Origin of the sequence: Sphingobium sp. (assembly GCF_033795625.1) — a bacterium.
GTDB lineage: Bacteria > Pseudomonadota > Alphaproteobacteria > Sphingomonadales > Sphingomonadaceae > Sphingobium.
Genome location: NZ_JARYGI010000023.1, coordinates 16,003 through 35,360, shown reverse-complemented (window position 1 = coordinate 35,360; position 19,358 = coordinate 16,003). Strand labels below are relative to the sequence as shown.

Here is a 19,358-nt window from a genome sequence, read left to right as displayed (position 1 = left end):
TATTTCCAGCAGGTGCCCAGTCCGCTTCGTGGCGCGTCTAGCTGGGATCCGCTTCGGACTATGAGAGGTTCTACGGCGCATCTTTCTATATGTCAATTACGACATATGTAGTTTTGTGCATTCCTTATTTTGCTGGTGGTTGCGTTCGGCCGATTGCGAGGCGCGCGCGTTCGATGCCTTCGTCGCACCACAGGATCTGCGCCTCGCGAATGGCGAGCGCGTGCTCATAGATCGACCGGATGCCAACCATACGCGCCTGGTCGGCATGGTCCGACCATGGGGATTGCCACACACCCGGCCAGCGTTCTTCGAGTTGGCGCTTCTCCTCGACGCACTGCAGACGATATTTCGCCATCGCGGCGGCAACCGCCGCATCACCCAACAGATCTAGATTGTAGGCGATGAGCCTTATCTCATCCTGGCTGAGTGTGGTGCGGGCTTCCAAGAGCCATGCTTTTAGGCGTTCCGTACCCGATGGGGTAATGCCGTACGCCTTTTTGTTGGGCCTTGCATTCTGGACAACCCAGTCCCCCAGGATGTCGCCGCGTTCCTCCAGCGTCGCAAGCGCAGGATAGATTTGGCTGTGCTTGACCGGCCACATCAGGGAGATCGGCTCGGCCAGGATCGAAGAGATTTGGTAGCCGGACAGAGTGTCGCCATTCGCTAGAAGCGAAAGCAATAGCATTTCCAAGGTGGCCGACGTGCGTCTACTTGCCATTTTCAAAGCATCCTTATGTTCCAGCTTCGTACTAGGTCGAAACCGACATATGTCCACTGGCTTGGCTGGCTCTGTCCTCCTTTCTGTGGACTGACGTTCCTGGCCCCCCGGCGCTACCTTGCGAGAAAGGATCGAAGGCCAAAGTGACGGCCAACCCCGGAAGCGTGAGGACAAAGCCCATGAAGTTGTTGACGTTCGATGCCGGTCAGGGAGCCAGACTCGGAGTCGTGGCCGCCGATGGCAGCATTGTCGACCTCAGCGCCACGGGCCGGGCCGACTTCGCCACCATGCAGACCCTCATAGAGGGCGGTCCAAAGGAGTGGGACGCGGCGAGGGCCGAGGCGAACCGCTCTGCCGGCCTGGATCCTGCGCAGATCGTTATCCTCGCGCCGCTGCCGCGTCCGGTACAGATGCGCGATTTCCTAGTCTTCGAGGTGCATATGCGAGGCGCCGTGTGGAACGGTGCCAAGCTGCGAGAGCGGCTCGGCGACGGTCCCGCCGCACCCGCCACGCCGCCTCCGATCCCGGACGTCTGGTACCAGCAGCCCATCTACTATAAGTGCAACCGCTTCGCCGTCGCTGGACCCGGCCGAACGGCCCTGTGGCCGGAATGGTCGAAGGTGATCGACTACGAACTCGAACTCGCGTGCATCATTGGCAAGGGCGGTCGTGACATCGCGGTGGCAGACGCTGCCGATCACATCTTCGGCTATACGATCTTCAACGACCTTACCGCGCGCGACGCTCAGTTCAAGGAGATGCAGGGGCCGCTCGGACCCGCCAAGGGGAAGGATTTCGACGGCGCCAACGTCCTCGGTCCGGTGATCGTCACGCCCGACGAGATCGAACCGCAGGCGCTGGCCATGCGCGCCTTCGTGAACGACGAACTCTGGAGCGAGGGCAGCAGCAGCACCATGCATTGGTCGTTCGCCGAAATGATCGCACATGTCAGTCGCAGTGAGACGCTGCACGCCGGAGAGGTTCTCGGGTCCGGAACGGTCGGAAACGGGTGCGGACTGGAACTTGGCAAAATGCTGAAGCATGGCGACCGAGTGACGCTCGAGATTGAAGGCATTGGTCGGCAGGTCACCACGATCCATGCACCACATGTGGCTGAGCGGCTCGTGCTCTAGCCGCCGCGTCGTGAAGGATCGAGGAACCCACGCCGCAGTCGCGCCGTGCGGGAAAGGAACTGCTTCTGCCATGCACGACACGCTTGAGAAAAACGCGGCCAATTACGTACCCCTGTCACCCGTCCCGCTCCTGTCGCGAACGGCGGACGTTCACCCCGATCGCATAGCTGTGCGTTACGGGCGCGAGATCCTGACCTACGCACAATGGTATCGGCGATGCCTGAGCTTGGCCTCAGCGCTGGAGCGTCATGGCATAAAGCGGGGCGACGTGGTCTCGATCCTGGCTCCGAACGTACCGGCGCATCTGGACGCCCATTTCGGCGTGCCGATGGCGGGAGCGGTGCTGCACTCGATCAACATACGCCTCGACGCCAACACCATCGCCTTCATGCTCACTCACGCCGGCTCCAGTTTCCTGCTCGTCGACGCGGAGTTCCTGCCCCTTGCGCTCGACGTTGCGGCCAGGATGGAATCAGGCCTCGATCTCGTGGTCATCGAGGATGACACGATCGAAGCGCAGACCTCGGGCATCAAATCCTACGAAGAGTTCCTCGCCACCGGAAGTTCCGAATTCGTTCCCCTCCAACCCGCGGACGAATGGGACGCAATATCGCTGAACTATACATCCGGCACGACCGGAGACCCGAAAGGGGTCGTGTATCACCATCGCGGCGCTCACCTGAACGCGGTCGGCAACGTCCTTGCCTGGACCTTGGGCGCGCATCCCGTCTACCTCTGGACGCTGCCGATGTTCCATTGCAACGGCTGGTGCTTCCCCTGGACCATCACGGCGCTCGCGGGAACGCACATTTGCCTTCGTCGCGTCGATGCCGGAGCAATCCTGTCGGCGGTAGTAGAGCACGGAGTCACTCACCTCGCGGGCGCCCCGATCATTCTGTCGCGAATGGTGAACGCGCCCGCTGACCTCCTGACGGGCATAAAACCGGGCTTGCGCATGATGGTGGCCGGTGCGCCTCCCAGCGCACACGTCATCGGTGCCGCCGAACGCCTCGGCATTGAGGTCACGCAGACCTACGGGCTTACGGAAGTCTACGGTCCGTGCGTGGTCTGCGAATGGCGCGAGGAATGGGACGATCTCTCGCTCGCCGAACGCGCCCGCCTGAAGGCCCGTCAGGGCGTGCGGTACCATCTGCAGGAGGCCGCCGACATACTCGACCCTGTGTCTATGGAGCCCGTACCCGCGGACGGTACGACGATCGGTGAGATCATGATCCGCGGAAACATCGTCATGAAGGGCTATCTGGGGAATGCCGCCGCGACGGACGCGGCTTTCTCGGGAGATTGGTTTCATTCCGGCGACCTCGCGGTAAAGCACACCGACGGATATGTTGAGATACGGGATCGCGCCAAGGACATCATTATCTCTGGTGGAGAAAACATCAGCTCGGTCGAAGTCGAGTCGGTGCTGCTGGAGCACCCAAGCGTTCTCGAAGCGGCCGTGGTAGCGCGTCGGGACGACAATTGGGGCGAGGTCCCATGCGCGTTCGTTCATCTGAAGGTGGACCCGAATACGAGTGCCGACCAGATCATCGCATTCTGCCGTTCGAGGTTGGCCGCCTTCAAGGTTCCCAAAATGATTGTGTTCTCCGAGATCCCGAAGACAGCAACGGGAAAGGTCCAGAAGAACGTTTTGCGGAAGAGGGCCGACGAAGTGCAATCCGAACCTTCGTCTTAAAACTCGCCTTGTGGGCTTGTTTTGACAACATCGATCAAACCCGCTCACGCTCGGAAGAATCATCCAAGGTGGCGATTGACGGGTTCATCTGAAACCCGACCTTCGCAAGCTCAACCACGAACGACGGTTTCGTCCCAGACCAAGCCACTCAGGTGCACCCATTGATCGATGAACGCAGGGCAAGTTTTGAAGGCTTCAGCTTGAGCCTCGACGGCGGCTCTGTTGGCGGCTTCCGCCGGTGGCTGGCGCTTCGAATCTCGTCAAACCCATGGAGACGAATTCTACAAGGCCAGTGAGAGAAGCACACAATGATATTTCTGCCTCGCTGACCTGTCTGCACTCACCAATCCGGCAGCCAACTTGAGTAACTCCAACGTTCATTGGGCAACCCTATGTGCCCCGAGCATTATGGTGTCACCGAGTAGCACTTAGAGTTGAACTAGGTGCGAAAAATAGAAGTAAAGCGGCACTATAATGCCGCTTTGTTCATTTCGTGCCCATTTGCGCTAATTTACACCGAAGCGGCACTTCATTGCCCCGCCTGTTGTGAGGTGCTTGGGAATTATGCACATTACTTACATGGAAACGAATAGCTGCGAATCAGCATTTGAAAGCGGTGGTCGAACAAGAGGCAATGAAGGTGATTCAGCCCAAGATCAGACTTGAGCTAGCGCAAGCGGCGTCAGTTGCCTTGGTGTTCGGAGAGCGAGCTTGGCCTACAGAGCCAGAGAAGGAGCTGTCGGCATGCGGCGAGGTGGTGGGGATCGCCAGGGTGCCGAGCACCGGACAGGACTCAAACGAAAGTGGTCAGGAAAATCATTTGGTTTCAACCGGATGGCGAAGGTTCGGGACGACGCAAAGGGCGCGATTTGTGGCCGGAACCGGCAAGTATCTGAAAAACATAAGAACTCCCCGGAATAGGGAGGCATGGTGACCCCAACGGGAATCGAACCCGTGTTTCAGCCGTGAAAGGGCCGCGTCCTAACCGCTAGACGATGGGGCCAACGGGCAACCGGAGAGCGGCGCCAGAAGCGAAAGCGGCATTAGGGTTTTCGTTTTTACCGGTCAACCCCAAAACCCGCGATAAAGCGGTTTGTCGTGCTTCACGGCTAATTGGTTGATCCCGCTGCCATCAATCTGACCAGGCGGCGTCCTCCAGATGTAGTTCAGCGGTGGAGCCGCCGTTCCAGTCATCTACCTTGGCCCTGCCGGCAAGCCAGAGCCGCCGGTCACGCGGCGCGCCGAGGATTGCGCGGCCAAGGTCCGTCTCCGCCTGCCGGAAAGCCACGGTCTTGATAGATTTGCCGTCGTCGCCCGCCACCACTGCGCGCACATGATTGGTGCCAACGATGTGAGCCTTGATCACGCGGACCGGGCCAGTTGCGATGCGCGGCGCTGGCCACCCCGTTCCATAGGGGCCTCCCTGATCCACGGCCGCCACGAAGGCGGGGTTTACGGCCGCCGGGCTCAGAACCGCGTCGATCAGGAGGGACTTTGCTCCCATGGCGCGGGCTACGTCTTCGGATAGGCGCGCATCGAGGAAGTCGATCAGAGCGTCGAGCGCGCCTTTTGCCACGGTGAGGCCCGCCGCCATCGCATGCCCGCCGCCCGCCACGAGCAGTCCGCTATCCTTTGCCGCCAGCACTGCCGCACCAAGATCGACCCCGCTGATCGACCGGCCCGATCCTTTGCCGACACCATTTCCGTCGAGCGCAATGACGATAGCAGGACGGCCCAATTTTTCCTTCAGTCGTCCGGCGACGATTCCGATCACGCCCGGATGCCAGCCTTCGCCGGCGATAACGGCAACCGCGCGGTTATGTTGCGCGGCGGACAAGCCTTCGGCCTGCGACTGGACATCGCCTTCTATGGAGCGGCGCTCTTCGTTAAGCCGGTCGAGTTCCGCTGCGATCGCGAATGCTTCCTGGGGGTCCTCGGTGGTCAGCAAGCGCACGCCAAGATCGGACTTTCCGACGCGGCCGCCTGCGTTGATGCGCGGGCCGAGTGCAAAGCCGAGATCGTGACACAGAGGCGCACGGGTCAGCCGACTCGCTTCCATCAGCGCGGAGAGGCCGATGTTGCGCCGCTGCGCCATCACCTTCAGGCCTTGCGCCACGAAGGCGCGATTGAGCCCGCGCAACTGGGCGACATCGGCGACGGTGCCTAAGGCGACGATATCGAGAAGTTCGATCAGCCTGGGTTCCGGCCGCTGTGCGAACCAGCCGCGGACCCGCAAGGTACGGATCAGCGCCGCGCCGAGCAGAAAGGCCATGCCGACCGCGGCAAGATGCCCGAAGGCGGCGCCCTCCGGGCTTTCATCCAGCCGGTTCGGATTGACCAGCGAGTGGGCGAGGGGGAGGGCGCTAGCGCACTTGTGATGATCTACGACGATCACATCCACCCCGGCGTCGCGCGCCATAGCCAGCGCCTCGAAAGCCTGCGCACCGCAGTCCACCGTGACGATCAAGGAGGAACCCTCTGCACCGAGGCGGACCAGCGCCTCGCCGGAAGGGCCATATCCTTCCATCAGCCGGTCCGGAATATAGGCGCGTGCTACAAGGCCGAGGTCCCGCAACAGCCGGATGAGAAGCGCAGCGCTGGTCGCGCCATCCACGTCGTAATCACCGAAGATCGTGACCGTCTCACCCGCCTGCACTGCGTCGGCCAGCCGTCCGGCGGCGCGATCCATGTCCTGGAAAATGCTGGGGTCCGGCATGAACGCGCGGATCGTCGGCGTGCGGTGCATGTCCACATCCTCACGCAAGCACCCGCGAGCGAGGAGCAGTTGCGTTACCAGATCGTCCGGCATGAACCCGGCGTCGCGCCCGTCCGTGCCATTGCCGCGCCAGTGCCAGGGCTGCCCTAGAATGGAACGCGTGATATTGAGGGCAGGGGTGATCATCGCCCCGCTCTAGCCCTTGAGCCGGGGCAGCGAAAGAGCGCAGGCAATCGTGGTCAAAGCGTGTGGCCAGCGGGTTGACCCATTCTGCGCTCTGCCATATAGGGCGCCCCTGTCCAAAGGCCTTCGGTGAGAGATTCGCTTCTCCCGCTGTCATCCTTGGGCGGGAAATACAGAGCTGAACATTGCCGGATGCTCTTGCGGCTCCAGGGGTCTTACGACCGCCGGGGCCATTGTCGTTGGAAACAGCTACAACATGCATGAGGCAGGTCGGCAGAGTAACTTTGAAAAGGTGAAGGGCTTCATGCCAACAATTAACCAGTTGGTCCGCAAGGGCCGCGAACCGCAGAAGGCCAAGTCGAAGGTCCCTGCGATGGATGCGAACCCGCAAAAGCGCGGCGTTTGCACACGCGTTTACACGACGACTCCGAAGAAGCCGAACTCGGCGCTCCGTAAGGTGGCCAAGGTTCGCCTGGTCAACCAGCGCGAAGTCATCACGTACATCCCCGGTGAAGGCCATAACCTTCAGGAGCACAGCGTCGTGCTGATCCGCGGCGGTCGTGTGCGCGATCTTCCCGGCGTGCGTTACCATGTGCTGCGCGGCGTCCTCGATACCCAGGGTGTCAAGGATCGTAAGCAGAGCCGTTCGAAGTACGGCGCGAAGCGTCCTAAGTAAGGGAGACTGAAAACATGTCACGTCGTCGTCGCCCAGAAAAGCGCATCATCCTTCCCGATCCCAAATATGGCGATCAGATCCTCTCCAAGTTCATGAACAGTGTCATGGAAGACGGCAAGAAAGCCGTCGCCGAAGGCATCGTCTATGGCGCGCTGGAAACCGTCGAGGCGAAAGCCAAGAAGGACCCCATCGCAATGTTCCATGACGCATTGAACAATGTGAAGCCCGGCATCGAAGTCCGCAGCCGCCGCGTCGGTGGTGCGACCTACCAGGTTCCCGTCGAAGTGCGTCCCGAGCGTGCTCAGGCGCTGGCGATTCGCTGGCTCATCACAGCCGCGCGCAACCGCAGCGAAACCACGATGGCAGCGCGCCTTTCGGGTGAGCTGCTGGACGCGGCCAACAACCGGGGCAATGCCGTGAAGAAGCGTGAAGACACGCACCGGATGGCCGAAGCCAACCGCGCCTTCTCGCATTATCGCTGGTAAACACTATAAAAGGGGCGAGGCGGACCAGATCTGCCTCGCCCTCTATGATTACCGTTCGCCCTGAGATTGTCGAAGGGCTCGCCTGGGCGGAGCGAAGGCTTCGCTTCGTTCGGGAGAAGGTCTCAACTTCGCTCTCCTGAGCGCGTCGAAGGGCCGGACGGAGCAGAAGTTTCAATTTTGACCCCGCCGCTCATCGGCAACGGAGTAAAGATCATGGCCCGCAGCCATCCGCTCGACAAGTACCGCAACATCGGCATCATGGCGCACATCGACGCCGGCAAGACGACGACGACCGAGCGCATCCTGTATTACACCGGCAAGTCCTACAAGATCGGCGAAGTCCATGACGGCGCCGCCACGATGGACTGGATGGAGCAGGAGCAGGAGCGCGGGATCACGATCACGTCCGCTGCGACGACGTGTTTCTGGAACGATCATCGCATCAACATCATCGACACTCCCGGCCACGTCGACTTTACCATCGAAGTCGAGCGTTCACTGCGCGTGCTCGACGGCGCGGTCGCATGTTTCGACGGCGTTGCAGGTGTCGAGCCGCAGTCCGAAACCGTGTGGCGTCAGGCCGAGAAGTATCACGTGCCCCGCATGTGCTTCGTCAACAAGCTGGACCGTACCGGCGCGAACTTCGAGCGTTGCGTCGAAATGATCAAGGACCGCCTGGGCGCGCGTCCGATGGTCCTGTATCTCCCGATCGGTATCGAAGGCGGTTTCAAGGGCCTGGTCGATCTGGTTCGCGACCGCGCGATCATCTGGCAGGACGAAAGCCTGGGTGCGAAGTTCGACTACACCGACATTCCCGATGACCTTAAGGACGCAGCCGCTGCGGCGCGTTCCGAACTGATCGAAATGGCCGTCGAGCAGGACGATGACGTGATGGAAGCCTATCTGGAAGGCAATGTGCCCGAGCCGGAAGTGCTGACCAAGCTGATTCGCAAGGGTACGCTGAACTTCTCGTTCGTGCCCGTGCTCTGCGGCTCCGCGTTCAAGAACAAGGGCGTTCAGCCGTTGCTCGACGCCGTTGTTGACTATCTGCCCAGCCCGTTGGACATCCCTCCGGTCGAAGGCCTGAAGCTGGATGGCGAAACCAAGGACACGCGTGCGCCTTCCGACGACGCGCCGTTCTCGGCACTGGCGTTCAAGATCATGAACGATCCATTCGTCGGCACTCTGACCTTTGCCCGCATCTATTCCGGCAAGCTGGAAACCGCTTCGTCCGTCACCAACTCGGTGAAGGACAAGAAGGAGAAGGTCGGCCGCATGCTGCTGATGCACGCCAACAGCCGCGAAGACATCCAGGAAGCTTATGCAGGCGACATCGTCGCGCTCGCGGGCCTCAAGGAAACGACCACGGGCGACACGCTCTGCGCATCCAGCGCTCCGATTATTCTTGAGCGCATGGAATTCCCCGAGCCGGTCATCGAACTGTCGGTGGAACCCAAGACCAAGGCCGACCAGGAGAAGATGGGCGTCGCGCTCAATCGCCTGGCTCGCGAAGATCCGTCCTTCCGCGTGTCTTCGGACAATGAAAGCGGCCAGACGATCATCAAGGGCATGGGTGAGCTTCACCTCGAAATTCTAGTCGACCGCATGAAGCGTGAGTTCAAGGTCGAGGCGAACGTCGGTGCGCCGCAGGTGGCCTATCGCGAATATCTCGCGAAGAAGGTGGACGTCGACTACACGCATAAGAAGCAGTCGGGTGGCTCGGGTCAGTTCGGCCGCATCAAGTTCACGGTCGAACCGGGCGAACGCGGTCAGGGCGTGATCTTCAACGACGAGATCAAGGGCGGCAATATTCCCAAGGAATATATCCCCTCTGTCGAGAAGGGCATTCGCGAAATCGCGGCGACGGGTTCGTTGATCGGCTTCCCGATCATCGATTTCACCGCAACCCTGTATGACGGCGCTTATCATGACGTCGACTCTTCGGCGCTGGCGTTCGAAATCTGTGCCCGTGGCGCAATGCGCGAAGCGGCGCAGAAGGCAGGCATAAAGCTGCTTGAGCCCATCATGAAGGTCGAGGTCGTGACGCCGGAAGATTATCTTGGCGACGTCATCGGCGACATCAACAGCCGCCGTGGTCAGATCCAGGGCACCGACAGCCGGGGCAATGCCCAGGTCGTCGAAGCCGTGGTGCCTCTCGCCAACATGTTCGGCTACGTGAACCAGCTTCGTTCCTTCACGCAGGGGCGCGCGCAGTACACGATGCAGTTCTCGCATTACGAAGAAGTGCCGCAGAACGTGGCCGATGAAGTCAAGGCGAAGCTCGCCTGATAAAATTTGCCCCGACGATCCGAAATTCCGGATCGTCGGGGCTGGCAATCTGTAAATATACTGCTATGGACGCGCCTTCGCACAGGGAAGCCGGCGCGCGCCCAAGCGGTCAGACCCAAGCTATTTGGACAAGAAGGTAGAGAGAAATGGCGAAAGCTAAGTTTGAGCGGACGAAGCCGCACTGCAACATCGGCACCATCGGTCACGTTGACCATGGCAAGACCTCGCTGACCGCAGCGATCACGAAGGTGCTGGCCGAAACCGGCGGCGCTACCTTCACCAGCTATGACAACATCGACAAGGCGCCCGAAGAGCGCGAGCGCGGCATCACCATTTCGACCGCGCACGTCGAGTATGAAACCGAAGCGCGCCACTACGCCCACGTCGACTGCCCCGGCCACGCTGACTATGTGAAGAACATGATTACCGGTGCGGCGCAGATGGACGGCGCGATTCTCGTCGTTTCCGCGACCGACGGCCCGATGCCCCAGACTCGCGAGCACATCCTGCTTGCCCGTCAGGTTGGCGTTCCCCAGCTCGTCGTGTTCATGAACAAGGTCGATCTGGTCGACGATGCTGAAATCCTCGAGCTGGTCGAGCTGGAAATCCGCGAACTGCTCAGCAGCTACGATTTCGATGGCGACAACATTCCTATCATTCCTGGTTCGGCCGTCGCTGCCCTGCAGGACAAGACTCCGGAAATCGGCCACGACGCCATCCTGAAGCTGATGACCGCTGTCGACGAGTTCATTCCGCAGCCCGAGCGTCCGGTCGACCGTCCGTTCCTGATGCCAATCGAAGACGTGTTCTCGATCTCGGGTCGTGGTACCGTTGTGACTGGCCGCGTCGAAACCGGCATCGTCAAGGTTGGTGAAGAAGTCGAGATCGTCGGCATCAAGGATACCAAGAAGACCGTCGTCACCGGCGTTGAAATGTTCCGCAAGCTGCTCGACGAAGGTCGTGCAGGCGACAACATCGGCGCGCTGATCCGTGGCGTTGGTCGTGAAGAAGTCGAGCGCGGCCAGGTGCTGTGCAAGCCCGGCACGATCAAGCCGCACACTGACTTTGACGCGGAAGTCTATGTCCTTTCGAAGGAAGAGGGTGGCCGTCATACGCCGTTCTTCGCCAACTATCGTCCGCAGTTCTACTTCCGCACCACGGACGTGACCGGCGAAGTGGTTCTTCCCGAGGGCACCGAAATGGTGATGCCGGGCGACAACGTGAAGCTGGGCGTCAAGCTCATCGCGCCAATTGCGATGGACGCCGGTCTGCGCTTCGCAATTCGTGAAGGCGGTCGTACCGTCGGCGCAGGGGTTGTCGGCACGATCACTAAGTAATATAGGCAGCGAACCGCGCGGGTCTGGTGATTCGCGCGGTTCCTGATTTCATCGCCTCGGACCGGTCCTCGCCGGCGTAACAGCTAGAGGATCAACTGGGGCGATTTTGTTTTTGGCTCTTTCGCATCGGTATAACGGACATGGATACGCAGAATATTCGCATTCGCCTGAAGGCTTTTGATCATCGTGTTTTGGATCAGGCCACTGGCGATATTGCAGATACCGCGCGCCGTACGGGTGCGCTTATCCGCGGTCCCATTCCGTTGCCGACGCGCATCGAGAAGTTTACGGTGAACCGCGGTCCTCACGTCGACAAGAAGTCGCGTGAGCAGTTTGAGGTTCGTACTTACAAGCGGATGCTTGACATTGTGCAGCCGACGCCGCAAACGGTCGACGCGCTGATGAAGCTCGATCTGGCTGCCGGCGTGAACGTCGAGATTAAGCTCGCTTAAGAGCGCTTAAGGGATACCGCGCAGCTTTGCTGCGGTCCTGGTCCCCCGTCGCTCCTGCTTTTGTGGGAGCATCCAACCCGGACGGGGTGATCATTAGTTTCGGGTTGGCCCCACAGGAGAAATCCTGCGGGGTCTTTTCGTTGGATACGCCCGCCATCCCGGCGGGCCTCTATTGGGAGTATGGATCATGCGCACTGGCGTGATCGCGAAAAAAGTGGGGATGACCCGCCTGTTCCAGGATGATGGCCGCCATGTGCCGGTCACTGTCCTGAGCCTCGAAGGCAATCAGGTCATCGCTCGCCGCGAAACAGATCGTGACGGCTACATTGCCGTTCAGCTTGGCGCTGGCGTCGCCAAGGCAAAGAATGTTGCCAAGCCGCAGCGGGGTCACTTCGCGAAGGCGGAAGTCGAGCCCAAGGCGCGCGTGCATGAATTTCGTGTCGCCGAGGATGCGCTCCTCGATGTCGGTTCGGAAATCTCCGCGGACCATTTCATCGCGGGTCAGCTCGTCGATGTCAGTGGCCACACACAGGGCAAGGGCTTTGCCGGTGCGATGAAGCGCTGGGGTTTCGGCGGTATGCGTGCGACTCATGGTGTTTCGATCTCTCACCGTGCCCATGGTTCGACGGGTAATCGTCAGGATCCGGGCCGCGTGTTCAAGAACAAGAAGATGGCTGGCCATATGGGCGACCGCGAGCGCACCCAGCAGAACCTGGAAGTCGTGCGTACGGACGTCGAGCGCGGCCTTCTGTTCGTCAAGGGCAGCGTTCCAGGCGCCAAGGGCACCTGGCTCACGGTCAAGGACGCGGTAAAAGTGCCCCGTCCTGCCGAAGTGCCTTACCCCGCGAGCCTCAAGCAGGCTGCAAACAGCAACGCCATTGAAGACTCAGAGGCTCCCGCGAACACCCCGGCCGAAGACGCAGTGGCGCCGGAAGCTACTGAAGGCCAGGAGGGCTAAACCATGAAGGTCAATGTACAGACCCTCGACGCGGCAGCTGCTGGCGATATCGATCTGAATGACGAAGTGTTCGGTCTTGAGCCGCGCGCCGACATTCTGCATCGCGTCGTCACCTGGCAGCTTGAGAAGCGCCGCGGTACGGCTCGTGGAGCGCGTGAGCGTTCGGACGTGTCGCGCACGGGCAAGAAATTCGGTCGCCAGAAGGGCGGCGGTACTGCTCGCCACGGCGATCGTGCGGCTCCGATCTTTATTGGCGGCGGCAAGGCCCATGGTCCTCGCGTCCGTGACTTCAATCCCTCGCTGAACAAGAAGGTTCGCGCGCTGGGGCTGAAGATGGCGCTGTCGGCCAAGGCGAAAGCCGGAACGCTGACCGTCCTCGACAATCTGGACGTCAAGGATGGCAAGACGCAGGAACTGGTGGGCAAGCTCGCTGGTCTCGGTCTTGGCAAGGCGCTGTTCATCGACGGCGACGCGATTAACGTCAGCTTCGCTCGCGCTTCGTCCAACATCGTCGGCATCAATGTGCTCCCCGCCGTGGGCGCCAATGTTTACGACATTCTTCGTGCCGACTCGCTGGTGCTGACGCGCGCAGCCGTCGAAAAGCTGGAGGCCCGTTTCAATGGCTAAAAAGCCTGAAAAAGTCGTCGACAACCGTCACTATGACGTGGTCGTCGCGCCGCACATCACTGAAAAGGCTACTCTGTTGTCCGAGAACAACGCGGTTGTCTTCAAGGTCGCCAACGACGCCTCCAAGCCGGAGATCAAGGCTGCCATCGAAGCGCTGTTCGGCGTCACGGTGAAGGCCGTGAACACCATCGTCCAAAAGGGCAAGGTGAAGCGCTGGAAGGGCAAGCCCTATAAGCGTTCCGATTTCAAGAAGGCGATCGTCACGCTGGCCGAAGGCCAGTCCATTGACGTCACCACCGGTATTTGAGGCGGGATAGATGGCACTCAAGCATTATAATCCGACCAGCCCCGCACGCCGCGGCCTGATCCTCGTCGATCGGTCTGCGCTGCACAAGGGCAAGCCGGTCAAGGCGCTTACCGAAGGCAAGCACAAGACGGGTGGCCGCAACAACAAGGGTCATGTGACCTCGCGTGGTATCGCGGGCGGTCACAAGCAGCGCTATCGCCTGATCGACTTCAAGCGTCGCAAGTGGGACGTCGAAGGTACCGTCGAGCGTCTGGAATATGACCCCAACCGCACCGCGTTCATTGCGCTGATCAGCTATCCCGATGGCGAGCAGTCGTACATCTTGGCTCCCCAGCGCCTTGCGCCTGGCGACAAGGTGATCGCCGCGAAGAAAACCGACGTGAAGCCTGGCAACGCGATGGAACTCGGCCAGATGCCGGTCGGCACCATCTTCCATAATGTGGAGATGAAACCGGGCAAGGGCGGTCAGCTTGCACGCTCCGCTGGTACGTACGCTCAGCTGGTCGGTCGCGATCGCGGCATGGTGATGGTCCGCCTGAATTCGGGCGAACAGCGCTACATCCGCGCAGAATGCATGGGCACCGTGGGCGCCGTGTCGAACCCCGACAATGCGAACACCAACCTTGCAAAGGCCGGTCGTAACCGCTGGCTCGGCAAGCGTCCGCTGACACGCGGCGTTGCGAAGAACCCGGTCGACCATCCACATGGTGGTGGTGAAGGCCGTACCTCCGGTGGTCGTCATCCCGTGACGCCCTGGGGCAAGCCGACCAAGGGTGCGCGCACTCGTCACAACAAGTCGACCGACAACATGATCATCCGGTCACGTCACGCCAAGAAGAAGAGGTAAGCGATGGCTCGTTCCGTCTGGAAAGGTCCGTTCGTGGACCTCAGCCTTCTGAAGAAGGCAGAAACCGCACAGGAAACCAACGCGCGCGCGCCGATCAAAACTTGGTCGCGCCGTTCCACGATCCTGCCGCAGTTCGTTGGCCTGACGTTCAACGTCTACAATGGCCGCAAGCACGTTCCCGTTTCGGTGAACGAGGAAATGGTCGGTCACAAACTGGGTGAATTCGCGCCGACGCGCTACTTCCCCGGTCACGCTGCCGACAAGAAGGGCAAGCGCTAATGGGCAAGGAAAAGTCCCCTCGTCGGGTTGCCGACAATGAGGCTCTGGCTGTGGGCACCACCATTCGTGGGTCGGCCCAGAAGCTGAACCTCGTTGCCGCGCTGATCCGCGGTCGCAAGGTAGAGGACGCGATGAACGTCCTTGCCTTCTCGACCAAGGCAATGGCCGTCGACGTACGAAAGGTGCTGGCTTCGGCCATCGCGAACGCCGAGAACAATCACAATCTTGACGTCGACGCGCTGGTCGTTGCCGAGGCATCGGTCGGCAAGGCGCTGACGATGAAGCGGTTCCACACCCGCGGTCGTGGCAAGTCCACCCGTATCCTGAAGCCGTTCAGCCGCGTCCGCATCGTGGTGCGCGAACAGGCAGAAGAGGCAGAGGCGTAAGTCATGGGTCACAAGAGCAATCCGATCGGTCTGCGTCTGCAGATCAACCGCACCTGGGACAGCCGCTGGTACGCCGAAGGCGCGGACTATGGCCGTCTCCTGTTGGAAGACATCAAGATCCGCGCATTCATCTTCAAGACGCTGCCCCAGGCTGCGATCTCGAAGGTGGTGATCGAGCGTCCGGCCAAGCTGTGCCGCGTGTCGATTTATGCCGCGCGTCCTGGCGTCATCATCGGCAAGAAGGGCGCGGACATCGAGAAGCTTCGCAAGAAGCTGGGTGAGTTCACGACTTCGGACGTCAGCCTGAACATCGTCGAAATCCGCAAGCCGGAAATCGACAGCCGCCTGGTTGCACAGGGCGTCGCCGATCAGCTTGAGCGTCGTATCGCTTTCCGCCGCGCCATGAAGCGTGCGGTTCAGTCGGCGCTGCGTCTGGGTGCCGAAGGCATCAAGATCACCTGCGGCGGTCGTCTGGGCGGCGCGGAAATCGCGCGCGTCGAATGGTATCGCGAAGGCCGCGTGCCGTTGCATACGCTACGCGGTAACGTCGACTATGCCGAAGCGACGGCACACACCGCCTATGGCGTGTGCGGCGTGAAGGTGTGGATCTTCAAGGGCGAGATCCTTGGCCATGATCCGATGGCGACCGACCGGCTTATGCTGGAGGCTCAGACCTCCGGTGTGCGCCCGGCGCGCTGAATAGGGTAGACGCATCATGCTGCAACCGAAGAAAATGAAGTTTCGCAAGGCTTTCAAGGGCCGGATCAAGGGCGAGGCCAAGGGTGGCACCGACTTGAACTTTGGCTCCTATGGCCTGAAGGCAATGGAGCCGGATCGTCTGACCGCGCGTCAGATCGAAGCCGCCCGTCGTGCGATCACGCGTCACATCCGCCGTCAGGGCCGTTTGTGGATCCGCATATTCCCCGACGTTCCGGTGTCGAAGAAGCCTGCCGAAGTCCGCCAGGGCAAGGGCAAGGGTTCGATTGAATATTGGGCAGCACGGGTGAAGCCGGGCCGCATCCTGTTCGAGCTGGACGGCGTTCCCGGCCCGCTCGCGGCCGAAGCTTTCTCGCGCGCTGCGATGAAGCTGCCCATCAAGACCAAGGTCGTTGCCCGTCTCGGCGACACCTCGCATCTGGGAGCTTAGAGGACATGGCAAACGTAGCTGACCTCAAGACCAAGTCCGACGACGAGCTTTCGACCGAGCTTGGCAACCTGAAGCGCGAGCAGTTCAACCTGCGCTTTCAGGCCGCGACGAACCAGCTGGAAAAGCCCAGTCGGGTGAAGGTCGTTCGTCGCTCGATCGCACAGATCATGACGTTGCAGGGCGAACGCGCCCGTGCAGCGGCCAAGTAAGGAAGGAACGCATCATGCCCAAGCGCGTGCTTACGGGAACGATCGTTTCCGACAAGACCGACAAGACGGTAGTGGTCCGCGTAGAGCGCAAGGTTAAGCACCCGCTCTATGGCAAGATCATCCGCCGCTCGAAGAAGTATCACGCTCATGACGAAGCGAATGCCTATCACGAAGGTGAGACGGTTCGCATCGAGGAGACGGCGCCGATCTCGAAGCTGAAGACCTGGAAGGTCATCGAGCGGGTAGACACGCACAAGTCGCCCGAAGTCGCTTCCTGAGCTGACACGAACACGGAACTCCCGAGGTCCAGTCCCAGACTAATCCAGTCTTTGACGAAGCCCCGGAAAGCCAAGTAAGAAGGAACCGGATCCATGATCCAGATGCAGTCAAATCTTGAGGTTGCCGACAACAGCGGCGCCAAGCGCGTTCAGTGCATCAAGGTGCTTGGCGGCTCGAAGCGGCGCTTCGCGAGCGTGGGCGACATCATCGTCGTCTCCGTGAAGGAAGCCACCCCGCGCGGCCGCGTGAAGAAGGGTGACGTGCATCGTGCCGTCATCGTGCGTACCGCGAAGGACATCCGCCGTGCAGACGGTTCGGTAATCCGCTTCGACGGTAACGCCGCCGTGCTCGTCAACAAGAACGAGGAGCCGATCGGCACGCGTATCTTTGGCCCCGTGGTCCGTGAGCTGCGTGCGCGCAAGCACATGAAGATCATCAGCCTTGCTCCCGAGGTGCTGTAATGAGCGCTGCACGTATCAAGAAGGGCGACAAGGTCGTCGTGCTTGCCGGTAAGGACAAGGGCCGCACCGGCACCGTCCTGCAGATGTTCCCGAAGGACGACAAGGTCCTGGTGGAAGGCATCAACGTGCATGCGCGTCACCGCAAGGCCGACCAGACGAACCCGCAGGGCGGGATCGATCGTAAGCCTGCGCCGCTGCACATTTCCAACGTTGCGATTGCCGGACCGGACAACAAGCCGACCCGCATTCGCTTCGAAACCAAGGACGGCAAGAAGGTCCGCGTGGCCGTGAAGTCCGGGGAGAGCATCGATGGCTGATGAGAAGTACACGCCGCGTATGCGGTCGCTCTATGACGAGACGATCGTCAAGGCGATGACCGAGAAGTTCGGCTACAAGAACCACATGGAAGTTCCGAAGATCGAGAAGATCGTTCTGAACATGGGTGTGGGCGAAGCGACTCAGGACAAGAAGAAGGTCACTGCCGCCGCTGAGGAAATGGAGTTGATCGCCGGTCAGAAGCCGGTCATCACGAAGGCCAAGAAGTCGATCGCCCAGTTCAAGCTGCGCGAAGGCATGCCGATCGGCGCGAAGGTAACGCTTCGCCGTGAGCGCATGTACGAATTCCTGGACCGCATGGTCACGATCGCCATGCCCCGTATCCGCGATTTCCGTGGTCTGAATCCCAAGTCCTTCGATGGCCGTGGCAACTATGCCTTCGGGATCAAGGAACAGATCATTTTCCCGGAAATCAACTATGACCGCATCGAAAAGGTGCGCGGCATGGACATTATCGTCACCACGACCGCGAAGACGGACGACGAGGCGCGCGAGCTGCTGCGCCTGTTCGGTTTCCCGTTCCCGGTTGAAGAGGCAAAGCAGGCCGCGTGAGCGGACCTGCCAGAGAAAGGAAGAGAACTTAAGTCATGGCGAAACTGAGTTCCATCAACAAGAACGAACGGCGCAAGAAGCTGGTGAAGAAGTATGCCGGCAAATATGCCCGGCTGAAGGCAGTTGCTGCCGACACCAGCGCCGATGACGGTGAGCGTCTTATCGCGCGCCTCAAGATGGCCGAGATTCCCCGTAACGGGAATCCGACACGCATTCGCAATCGTTGCGAAGTGACGGGCCGTCCGCGTGCATATTACCGCAAGTTCCGGCTCTGCCGTATTCAGCTGCGCGATCTGGCCAACAAGGGCCTGATCCCCGGCGTCACCAAGTCGAGCTGGTAAGGATATCAACTCATGGCATTGACCGATCCCCTGGGTGATATGCTCACCCGCATCCGCAACGGCCAGCAGGCGAAGAAGGACAGCGTCATGTCCCCGGCGTCGAAGCTGCGTGCGCGCGTCCTCGACGTGCTGCAGCGCGAAGGCTATATCCGCGGTTATTCCGAGGAAGACCTGGGCAAGCATCCCGGCCTGCGCATCGAATTGAAATATTTCGAAGGCCAGCCCGCGATCAAGCATGTCGCCCGCGTTTCCAAGCCCGGCCGCCGCGTCTATTCCGGCTCGAAGGACCTGCCGGTCGTTCGCAACGGCCTGGGCATCACCATCGTTTCGACGCCGCGTGGCGTTCTGTCCGACGCCGAAGCGCGTGAGCAGAATGTCGGTGGCGAAGTGCTGGCGGAGGTATTCTGATGAGCCGCATCGGTAAAAAGCCGGTCGCGATCCCTTCGGGGGTCACTGCGACCATCGAGGGCAAGCAGCTTTCGGTGAAGGGTCCCAAGGGCACCCTCGCCATGCCGCTGCGCGACGAGATCAGCTACACGGTCGAAGGCGACGGCATTTCGGTGCAGCCCGCTAACAAGACCAAGGCCGCTCGGGCATTTTGGGGCATGCAGCGTACGCTGGTGCAGAACCTGGTGACGGGCGTCACCGAGGGCTTCACCAAGACGCTGCTGATCACGGGTGTCGGCTACCGCGCCAACTCTCAGGGCAAGAACCTGAAGTTGCAGCTCGGCTACAGCCACGACGTCGATTTCGCGATCCCCGAGGGGATCACGATCGCGACGCCGGACAACACGACGATCAACATCACCGGCAATGACAAGCAGCAGGTCGGCCAGGTCGCCGCTGAAATCCGCCGTTGGCGCAAGCCGGAGCCTTATAAAGGCAAGGGCATCAAATATGCGGGCGAGTTCATCTTCCGCAAAGAAGGCAAGAAGAAGTAAGCC

The 19,358-nt window shown here is 60.7% G+C and carries 25 protein-coding genes and 1 tRNA gene; 23 read left to right on the top strand and 3 right to left on the bottom strand.

Translation table 11 applies throughout. The annotated features are described in order from the left end of the window. Positions 1 to 124: 124 nt before the first annotated feature. Positions 125 to 718 carry a PadR family transcriptional regulator gene (locus QHC67_RS12360; protein ID WP_319294751.1) on the bottom strand — a complete coding sequence of 198 codons (594 nt, stop codon included), beginning with the start codon at positions 716 to 718 and terminating at the stop codon, positions 125 to 127. Positions 719 to 897: 179 nt separating this feature from the next. On the opposite strand from QHC67_RS12360, the gene QHC67_RS12355 reads away from it, so the two are divergent. Beyond that, positions 898 to 1,851 carry a fumarylacetoacetate hydrolase family protein gene (locus tag QHC67_RS12355; RefSeq protein WP_319294749.1) on the top strand — a complete coding sequence of 318 codons (954 nt, stop codon included), beginning with the start codon at positions 898 to 900 and terminating at the stop codon, positions 1,849 to 1,851. Between the two features lie 70 nt (positions 1,852 to 1,921). Next, the gene (locus tag QHC67_RS12350; RefSeq protein ID WP_319294747.1) at positions 1,922 to 3,547 is read left to right on the top strand and encodes an AMP-binding protein; all 1,626 of its coding nucleotides are present in this window, start codon (positions 1,922 to 1,924) and stop codon (positions 3,545 to 3,547) included. 928 nt (positions 3,548 to 4,475) lie between these two features. Here QHC67_RS12350 and QHC67_RS12345 read toward each other — a convergent pair. Both QHC67_RS12345 and recJ read right to left on the bottom strand, forming a co-directional pair. After that, positions 4,476 to 4,550: transfer RNA gene (locus tag QHC67_RS12345), tRNA-Glu, on the bottom strand. Between the two features lie 129 nt (positions 4,551 to 4,679). Continuing rightward, positions 4,680 to 6,446, bottom strand: a complete 1,767-nt coding sequence (gene recJ / locus QHC67_RS12340) for a single-stranded-DNA-specific exonuclease RecJ (RefSeq protein WP_319294789.1) — start codon at positions 6,444 to 6,446, stop codon at positions 4,680 to 4,682. A 304-nt stretch (positions 6,447 to 6,750) separates the two neighbouring features. On the opposite strand from recJ, the gene rpsL reads away from it, so the two are divergent. The 21 genes from rpsL to rplF all read left to right on the top strand — a co-directional run bounded on the left by rpsL (position 6,751) and on the right by rplF (position 19,355). Beyond that, the gene (rpsL, locus tag QHC67_RS12335; protein ID WP_026002556.1) at positions 6,751 to 7,122 is read left to right on the top strand and encodes a 30S ribosomal protein S12; all 372 of its coding nucleotides are present in this window, start codon (positions 6,751 to 6,753) and stop codon (positions 7,120 to 7,122) included. A 14-nt stretch (positions 7,123 to 7,136) separates the two neighbouring features. Beyond that, a complete protein-coding gene (rpsG, locus tag QHC67_RS12330; RefSeq protein WP_127691108.1) occupies positions 7,137 to 7,607 on the top strand; it encodes a 30S ribosomal protein S7 in 471 nt (156 codons plus the stop codon). 213 nt (positions 7,608 to 7,820) lie between these two features. Beyond that, positions 7,821 to 9,896 carry an elongation factor G gene (gene fusA, locus QHC67_RS12325; protein ID WP_319294744.1) on the top strand — a complete coding sequence of 692 codons (2,076 nt, stop codon included), beginning with the start codon at positions 7,821 to 7,823 and terminating at the stop codon, positions 9,894 to 9,896. A gap of 146 nt (positions 9,897 to 10,042) precedes the next feature. Next, positions 10,043 to 11,233, top strand: coding sequence for an elongation factor Tu (tuf, locus tag QHC67_RS12320; RefSeq protein WP_319294742.1), 1,191 nt, complete (start codon positions 10,043 to 10,045; stop codon positions 11,231 to 11,233). 140 nt (positions 11,234 to 11,373) lie between these two features. Beyond that, on the top strand, positions 11,374 to 11,685 hold the full coding sequence (gene rpsJ, locus QHC67_RS12315; protein WP_104953163.1) for a 30S ribosomal protein S10: 312 nt from the start codon (positions 11,374 to 11,376) through the stop codon (positions 11,683 to 11,685). Between the two features lie 187 nt (positions 11,686 to 11,872). Then, positions 11,873 to 12,643 (top strand): 50S ribosomal protein L3, encoded by a 771-nt coding sequence (rplC, locus tag QHC67_RS12310; protein ID WP_319294740.1) that lies wholly within the window; start codon positions 11,873 to 11,875, stop codon positions 12,641 to 12,643. 3 nt (positions 12,644 to 12,646) lie between these two features. Then, positions 12,647 to 13,270: a 50S ribosomal protein L4 gene (gene rplD / locus QHC67_RS12305; RefSeq protein WP_319294738.1), complete on the top strand. Its 624-nt coding sequence runs from the start codon at positions 12,647 to 12,649 to the stop codon at positions 13,268 to 13,270. Beyond that, positions 13,263 to 13,577: a 50S ribosomal protein L23 gene (locus QHC67_RS12300; RefSeq protein WP_319294736.1), complete on the top strand. Its 315-nt coding sequence runs from the start codon at positions 13,263 to 13,265 to the stop codon at positions 13,575 to 13,577. The genes rplD and QHC67_RS12300 overlap by 8 nt, the downstream gene beginning before the upstream one ends. A gap of 10 nt (positions 13,578 to 13,587) precedes the next feature. Next, positions 13,588 to 14,424, top strand: coding sequence for a 50S ribosomal protein L2 (gene rplB / locus QHC67_RS12295; RefSeq protein ID WP_319294734.1), 837 nt, complete (start codon positions 13,588 to 13,590; stop codon positions 14,422 to 14,424). A 3-nt stretch (positions 14,425 to 14,427) separates the two neighbouring features. Beyond that, a complete protein-coding gene (gene rpsS, locus QHC67_RS12290; protein WP_104953168.1) occupies positions 14,428 to 14,703 on the top strand; it encodes a 30S ribosomal protein S19 in 276 nt (91 codons plus the stop codon). Continuing rightward, a complete protein-coding gene (gene rplV / locus QHC67_RS12285; RefSeq protein ID WP_127691101.1) occupies positions 14,703 to 15,089 on the top strand; it encodes a 50S ribosomal protein L22 in 387 nt (128 codons plus the stop codon). Before rpsS ends, rplV begins: the two co-directional genes overlap by 1 nt. Positions 15,090 to 15,092: 3 nt before the next feature. Beyond that, positions 15,093 to 15,788, top strand: coding sequence for a 30S ribosomal protein S3 (rpsC, locus tag QHC67_RS12280; protein WP_319294731.1), 696 nt, complete (start codon positions 15,093 to 15,095; stop codon positions 15,786 to 15,788). A gap of 16 nt (positions 15,789 to 15,804) precedes the next feature. Beyond that, positions 15,805 to 16,236 (top strand): 50S ribosomal protein L16, encoded by a 432-nt coding sequence (rplP, locus tag QHC67_RS12275; RefSeq protein ID WP_127691099.1) that lies wholly within the window; start codon positions 15,805 to 15,807, stop codon positions 16,234 to 16,236. 5 nt (positions 16,237 to 16,241) lie between these two features. Beyond that, positions 16,242 to 16,445 (top strand): 50S ribosomal protein L29, encoded by a 204-nt coding sequence (rpmC, locus tag QHC67_RS12270; RefSeq protein WP_319294728.1) that lies wholly within the window; start codon positions 16,242 to 16,244, stop codon positions 16,443 to 16,445. Between the two features lie 14 nt (positions 16,446 to 16,459). After that, a complete protein-coding gene (rpsQ, locus tag QHC67_RS12265; RefSeq protein ID WP_104953173.1) occupies positions 16,460 to 16,723 on the top strand; it encodes a 30S ribosomal protein S17 in 264 nt (87 codons plus the stop codon). A 93-nt stretch (positions 16,724 to 16,816) separates the two neighbouring features. After that, positions 16,817 to 17,185: a 50S ribosomal protein L14 gene (gene rplN / locus QHC67_RS12260; RefSeq protein WP_104953174.1), complete on the top strand. Its 369-nt coding sequence runs from the start codon at positions 16,817 to 16,819 to the stop codon at positions 17,183 to 17,185. Next, positions 17,185 to 17,502 (top strand): 50S ribosomal protein L24, encoded by a 318-nt coding sequence (gene rplX / locus QHC67_RS12255; RefSeq protein ID WP_319294725.1) that lies wholly within the window; start codon positions 17,185 to 17,187, stop codon positions 17,500 to 17,502. The genes rplN and rplX overlap by 1 nt, the downstream gene beginning before the upstream one ends. Further along, on the top strand, positions 17,495 to 18,073 hold the full coding sequence (gene rplE / locus QHC67_RS12250) for a 50S ribosomal protein L5 (RefSeq protein ID WP_319294723.1): 579 nt from the start codon (positions 17,495 to 17,497) through the stop codon (positions 18,071 to 18,073). Before rplX ends, rplE begins: the two co-directional genes overlap by 8 nt. A 35-nt stretch (positions 18,074 to 18,108) precedes the next feature. Further along, positions 18,109 to 18,414 (top strand): 30S ribosomal protein S14, encoded by a 306-nt coding sequence (rpsN, locus tag QHC67_RS12245; protein WP_104953177.1) that lies wholly within the window; start codon positions 18,109 to 18,111, stop codon positions 18,412 to 18,414. A gap of 12 nt (positions 18,415 to 18,426) precedes the next feature. Further along, complete coding sequence (gene rpsH, locus QHC67_RS12240) at positions 18,427 to 18,822, top strand: 30S ribosomal protein S8 (protein WP_230189087.1); 396 nt, start codon at positions 18,427 to 18,429, stop codon at positions 18,820 to 18,822. Then, positions 18,822 to 19,355, top strand: coding sequence for a 50S ribosomal protein L6 (gene rplF / locus QHC67_RS12235; RefSeq protein ID WP_319294718.1), 534 nt, complete (start codon positions 18,822 to 18,824; stop codon positions 19,353 to 19,355). The genes rpsH and rplF overlap by 1 nt, the downstream gene beginning before the upstream one ends. Positions 19,356 to 19,358 lie beyond the last annotated feature (3 nt).

Bases quoted from the DNA above. Each gene is read 5' to 3' on its own strand.
- QHC67_RS12360 (WP_319294751.1), bottom strand. From the start codon at position 718: ATGGCAAGTAGACGCACGTCGGCCACCTTGGAAATGCTATTGCTTTCG.
- QHC67_RS12355 (WP_319294749.1), top strand. From the start codon at position 898: ATGAAGTTGTTGACGTTCGATGCCGGTCAGGGAGCCAGACTCGGAGTC.
- QHC67_RS12350 (WP_319294747.1), top strand. From the start codon at position 1,922: ATGCACGACACGCTTGAGAAAAACGCGGCCAATTACGTACCCCTGTCA.
- rpsL (WP_026002556.1), top strand. From the start codon at position 6,751: ATGCCAACAATTAACCAGTTGGTCCGCAAGGGCCGCGAACCGCAGAAG.
- rpsG (WP_127691108.1), top strand. From the start codon at position 7,137: ATGTCACGTCGTCGTCGCCCAGAAAAGCGCATCATCCTTCCCGATCCC.
- fusA (WP_319294744.1), top strand. From the start codon at position 7,821: ATGGCCCGCAGCCATCCGCTCGACAAGTACCGCAACATCGGCATCATG.
- tuf (WP_319294742.1), top strand. From the start codon at position 10,043: ATGGCGAAAGCTAAGTTTGAGCGGACGAAGCCGCACTGCAACATCGGC.
- rpsJ (WP_104953163.1), top strand. From the start codon at position 11,374: ATGGATACGCAGAATATTCGCATTCGCCTGAAGGCTTTTGATCATCGT.
- rplC (WP_319294740.1), top strand. From the start codon at position 11,873: ATGCGCACTGGCGTGATCGCGAAAAAAGTGGGGATGACCCGCCTGTTC.
- rplD (WP_319294738.1), top strand. From the start codon at position 12,647: ATGAAGGTCAATGTACAGACCCTCGACGCGGCAGCTGCTGGCGATATC.
- QHC67_RS12300 (WP_319294736.1), top strand. From the start codon at position 13,263: ATGGCTAAAAAGCCTGAAAAAGTCGTCGACAACCGTCACTATGACGTG.
- rplB (WP_319294734.1), top strand. From the start codon at position 13,588: ATGGCACTCAAGCATTATAATCCGACCAGCCCCGCACGCCGCGGCCTG.
- rpsS (WP_104953168.1), top strand. From the start codon at position 14,428: ATGGCTCGTTCCGTCTGGAAAGGTCCGTTCGTGGACCTCAGCCTTCTG.
- rplV (WP_127691101.1), top strand. From the start codon at position 14,703: ATGGGCAAGGAAAAGTCCCCTCGTCGGGTTGCCGACAATGAGGCTCTG.
- rpsC (WP_319294731.1), top strand. From the start codon at position 15,093: ATGGGTCACAAGAGCAATCCGATCGGTCTGCGTCTGCAGATCAACCGC.
- rplP (WP_127691099.1), top strand. From the start codon at position 15,805: ATGCTGCAACCGAAGAAAATGAAGTTTCGCAAGGCTTTCAAGGGCCGG.
- rpmC (WP_319294728.1), top strand. From the start codon at position 16,242: ATGGCAAACGTAGCTGACCTCAAGACCAAGTCCGACGACGAGCTTTCG.
- rpsQ (WP_104953173.1), top strand. From the start codon at position 16,460: ATGCCCAAGCGCGTGCTTACGGGAACGATCGTTTCCGACAAGACCGAC.
- rplN (WP_104953174.1), top strand. From the start codon at position 16,817: ATGATCCAGATGCAGTCAAATCTTGAGGTTGCCGACAACAGCGGCGCC.
- rplX (WP_319294725.1), top strand. From the start codon at position 17,185: ATGAGCGCTGCACGTATCAAGAAGGGCGACAAGGTCGTCGTGCTTGCC.
- rplE (WP_319294723.1), top strand. From the start codon at position 17,495: ATGGCTGATGAGAAGTACACGCCGCGTATGCGGTCGCTCTATGACGAG.
- rpsN (WP_104953177.1), top strand. From the start codon at position 18,109: ATGGCGAAACTGAGTTCCATCAACAAGAACGAACGGCGCAAGAAGCTG.
- rpsH (WP_230189087.1), top strand. From the start codon at position 18,427: ATGGCATTGACCGATCCCCTGGGTGATATGCTCACCCGCATCCGCAAC.
- rplF (WP_319294718.1), top strand. From the start codon at position 18,822: ATGAGCCGCATCGGTAAAAAGCCGGTCGCGATCCCTTCGGGGGTCACT.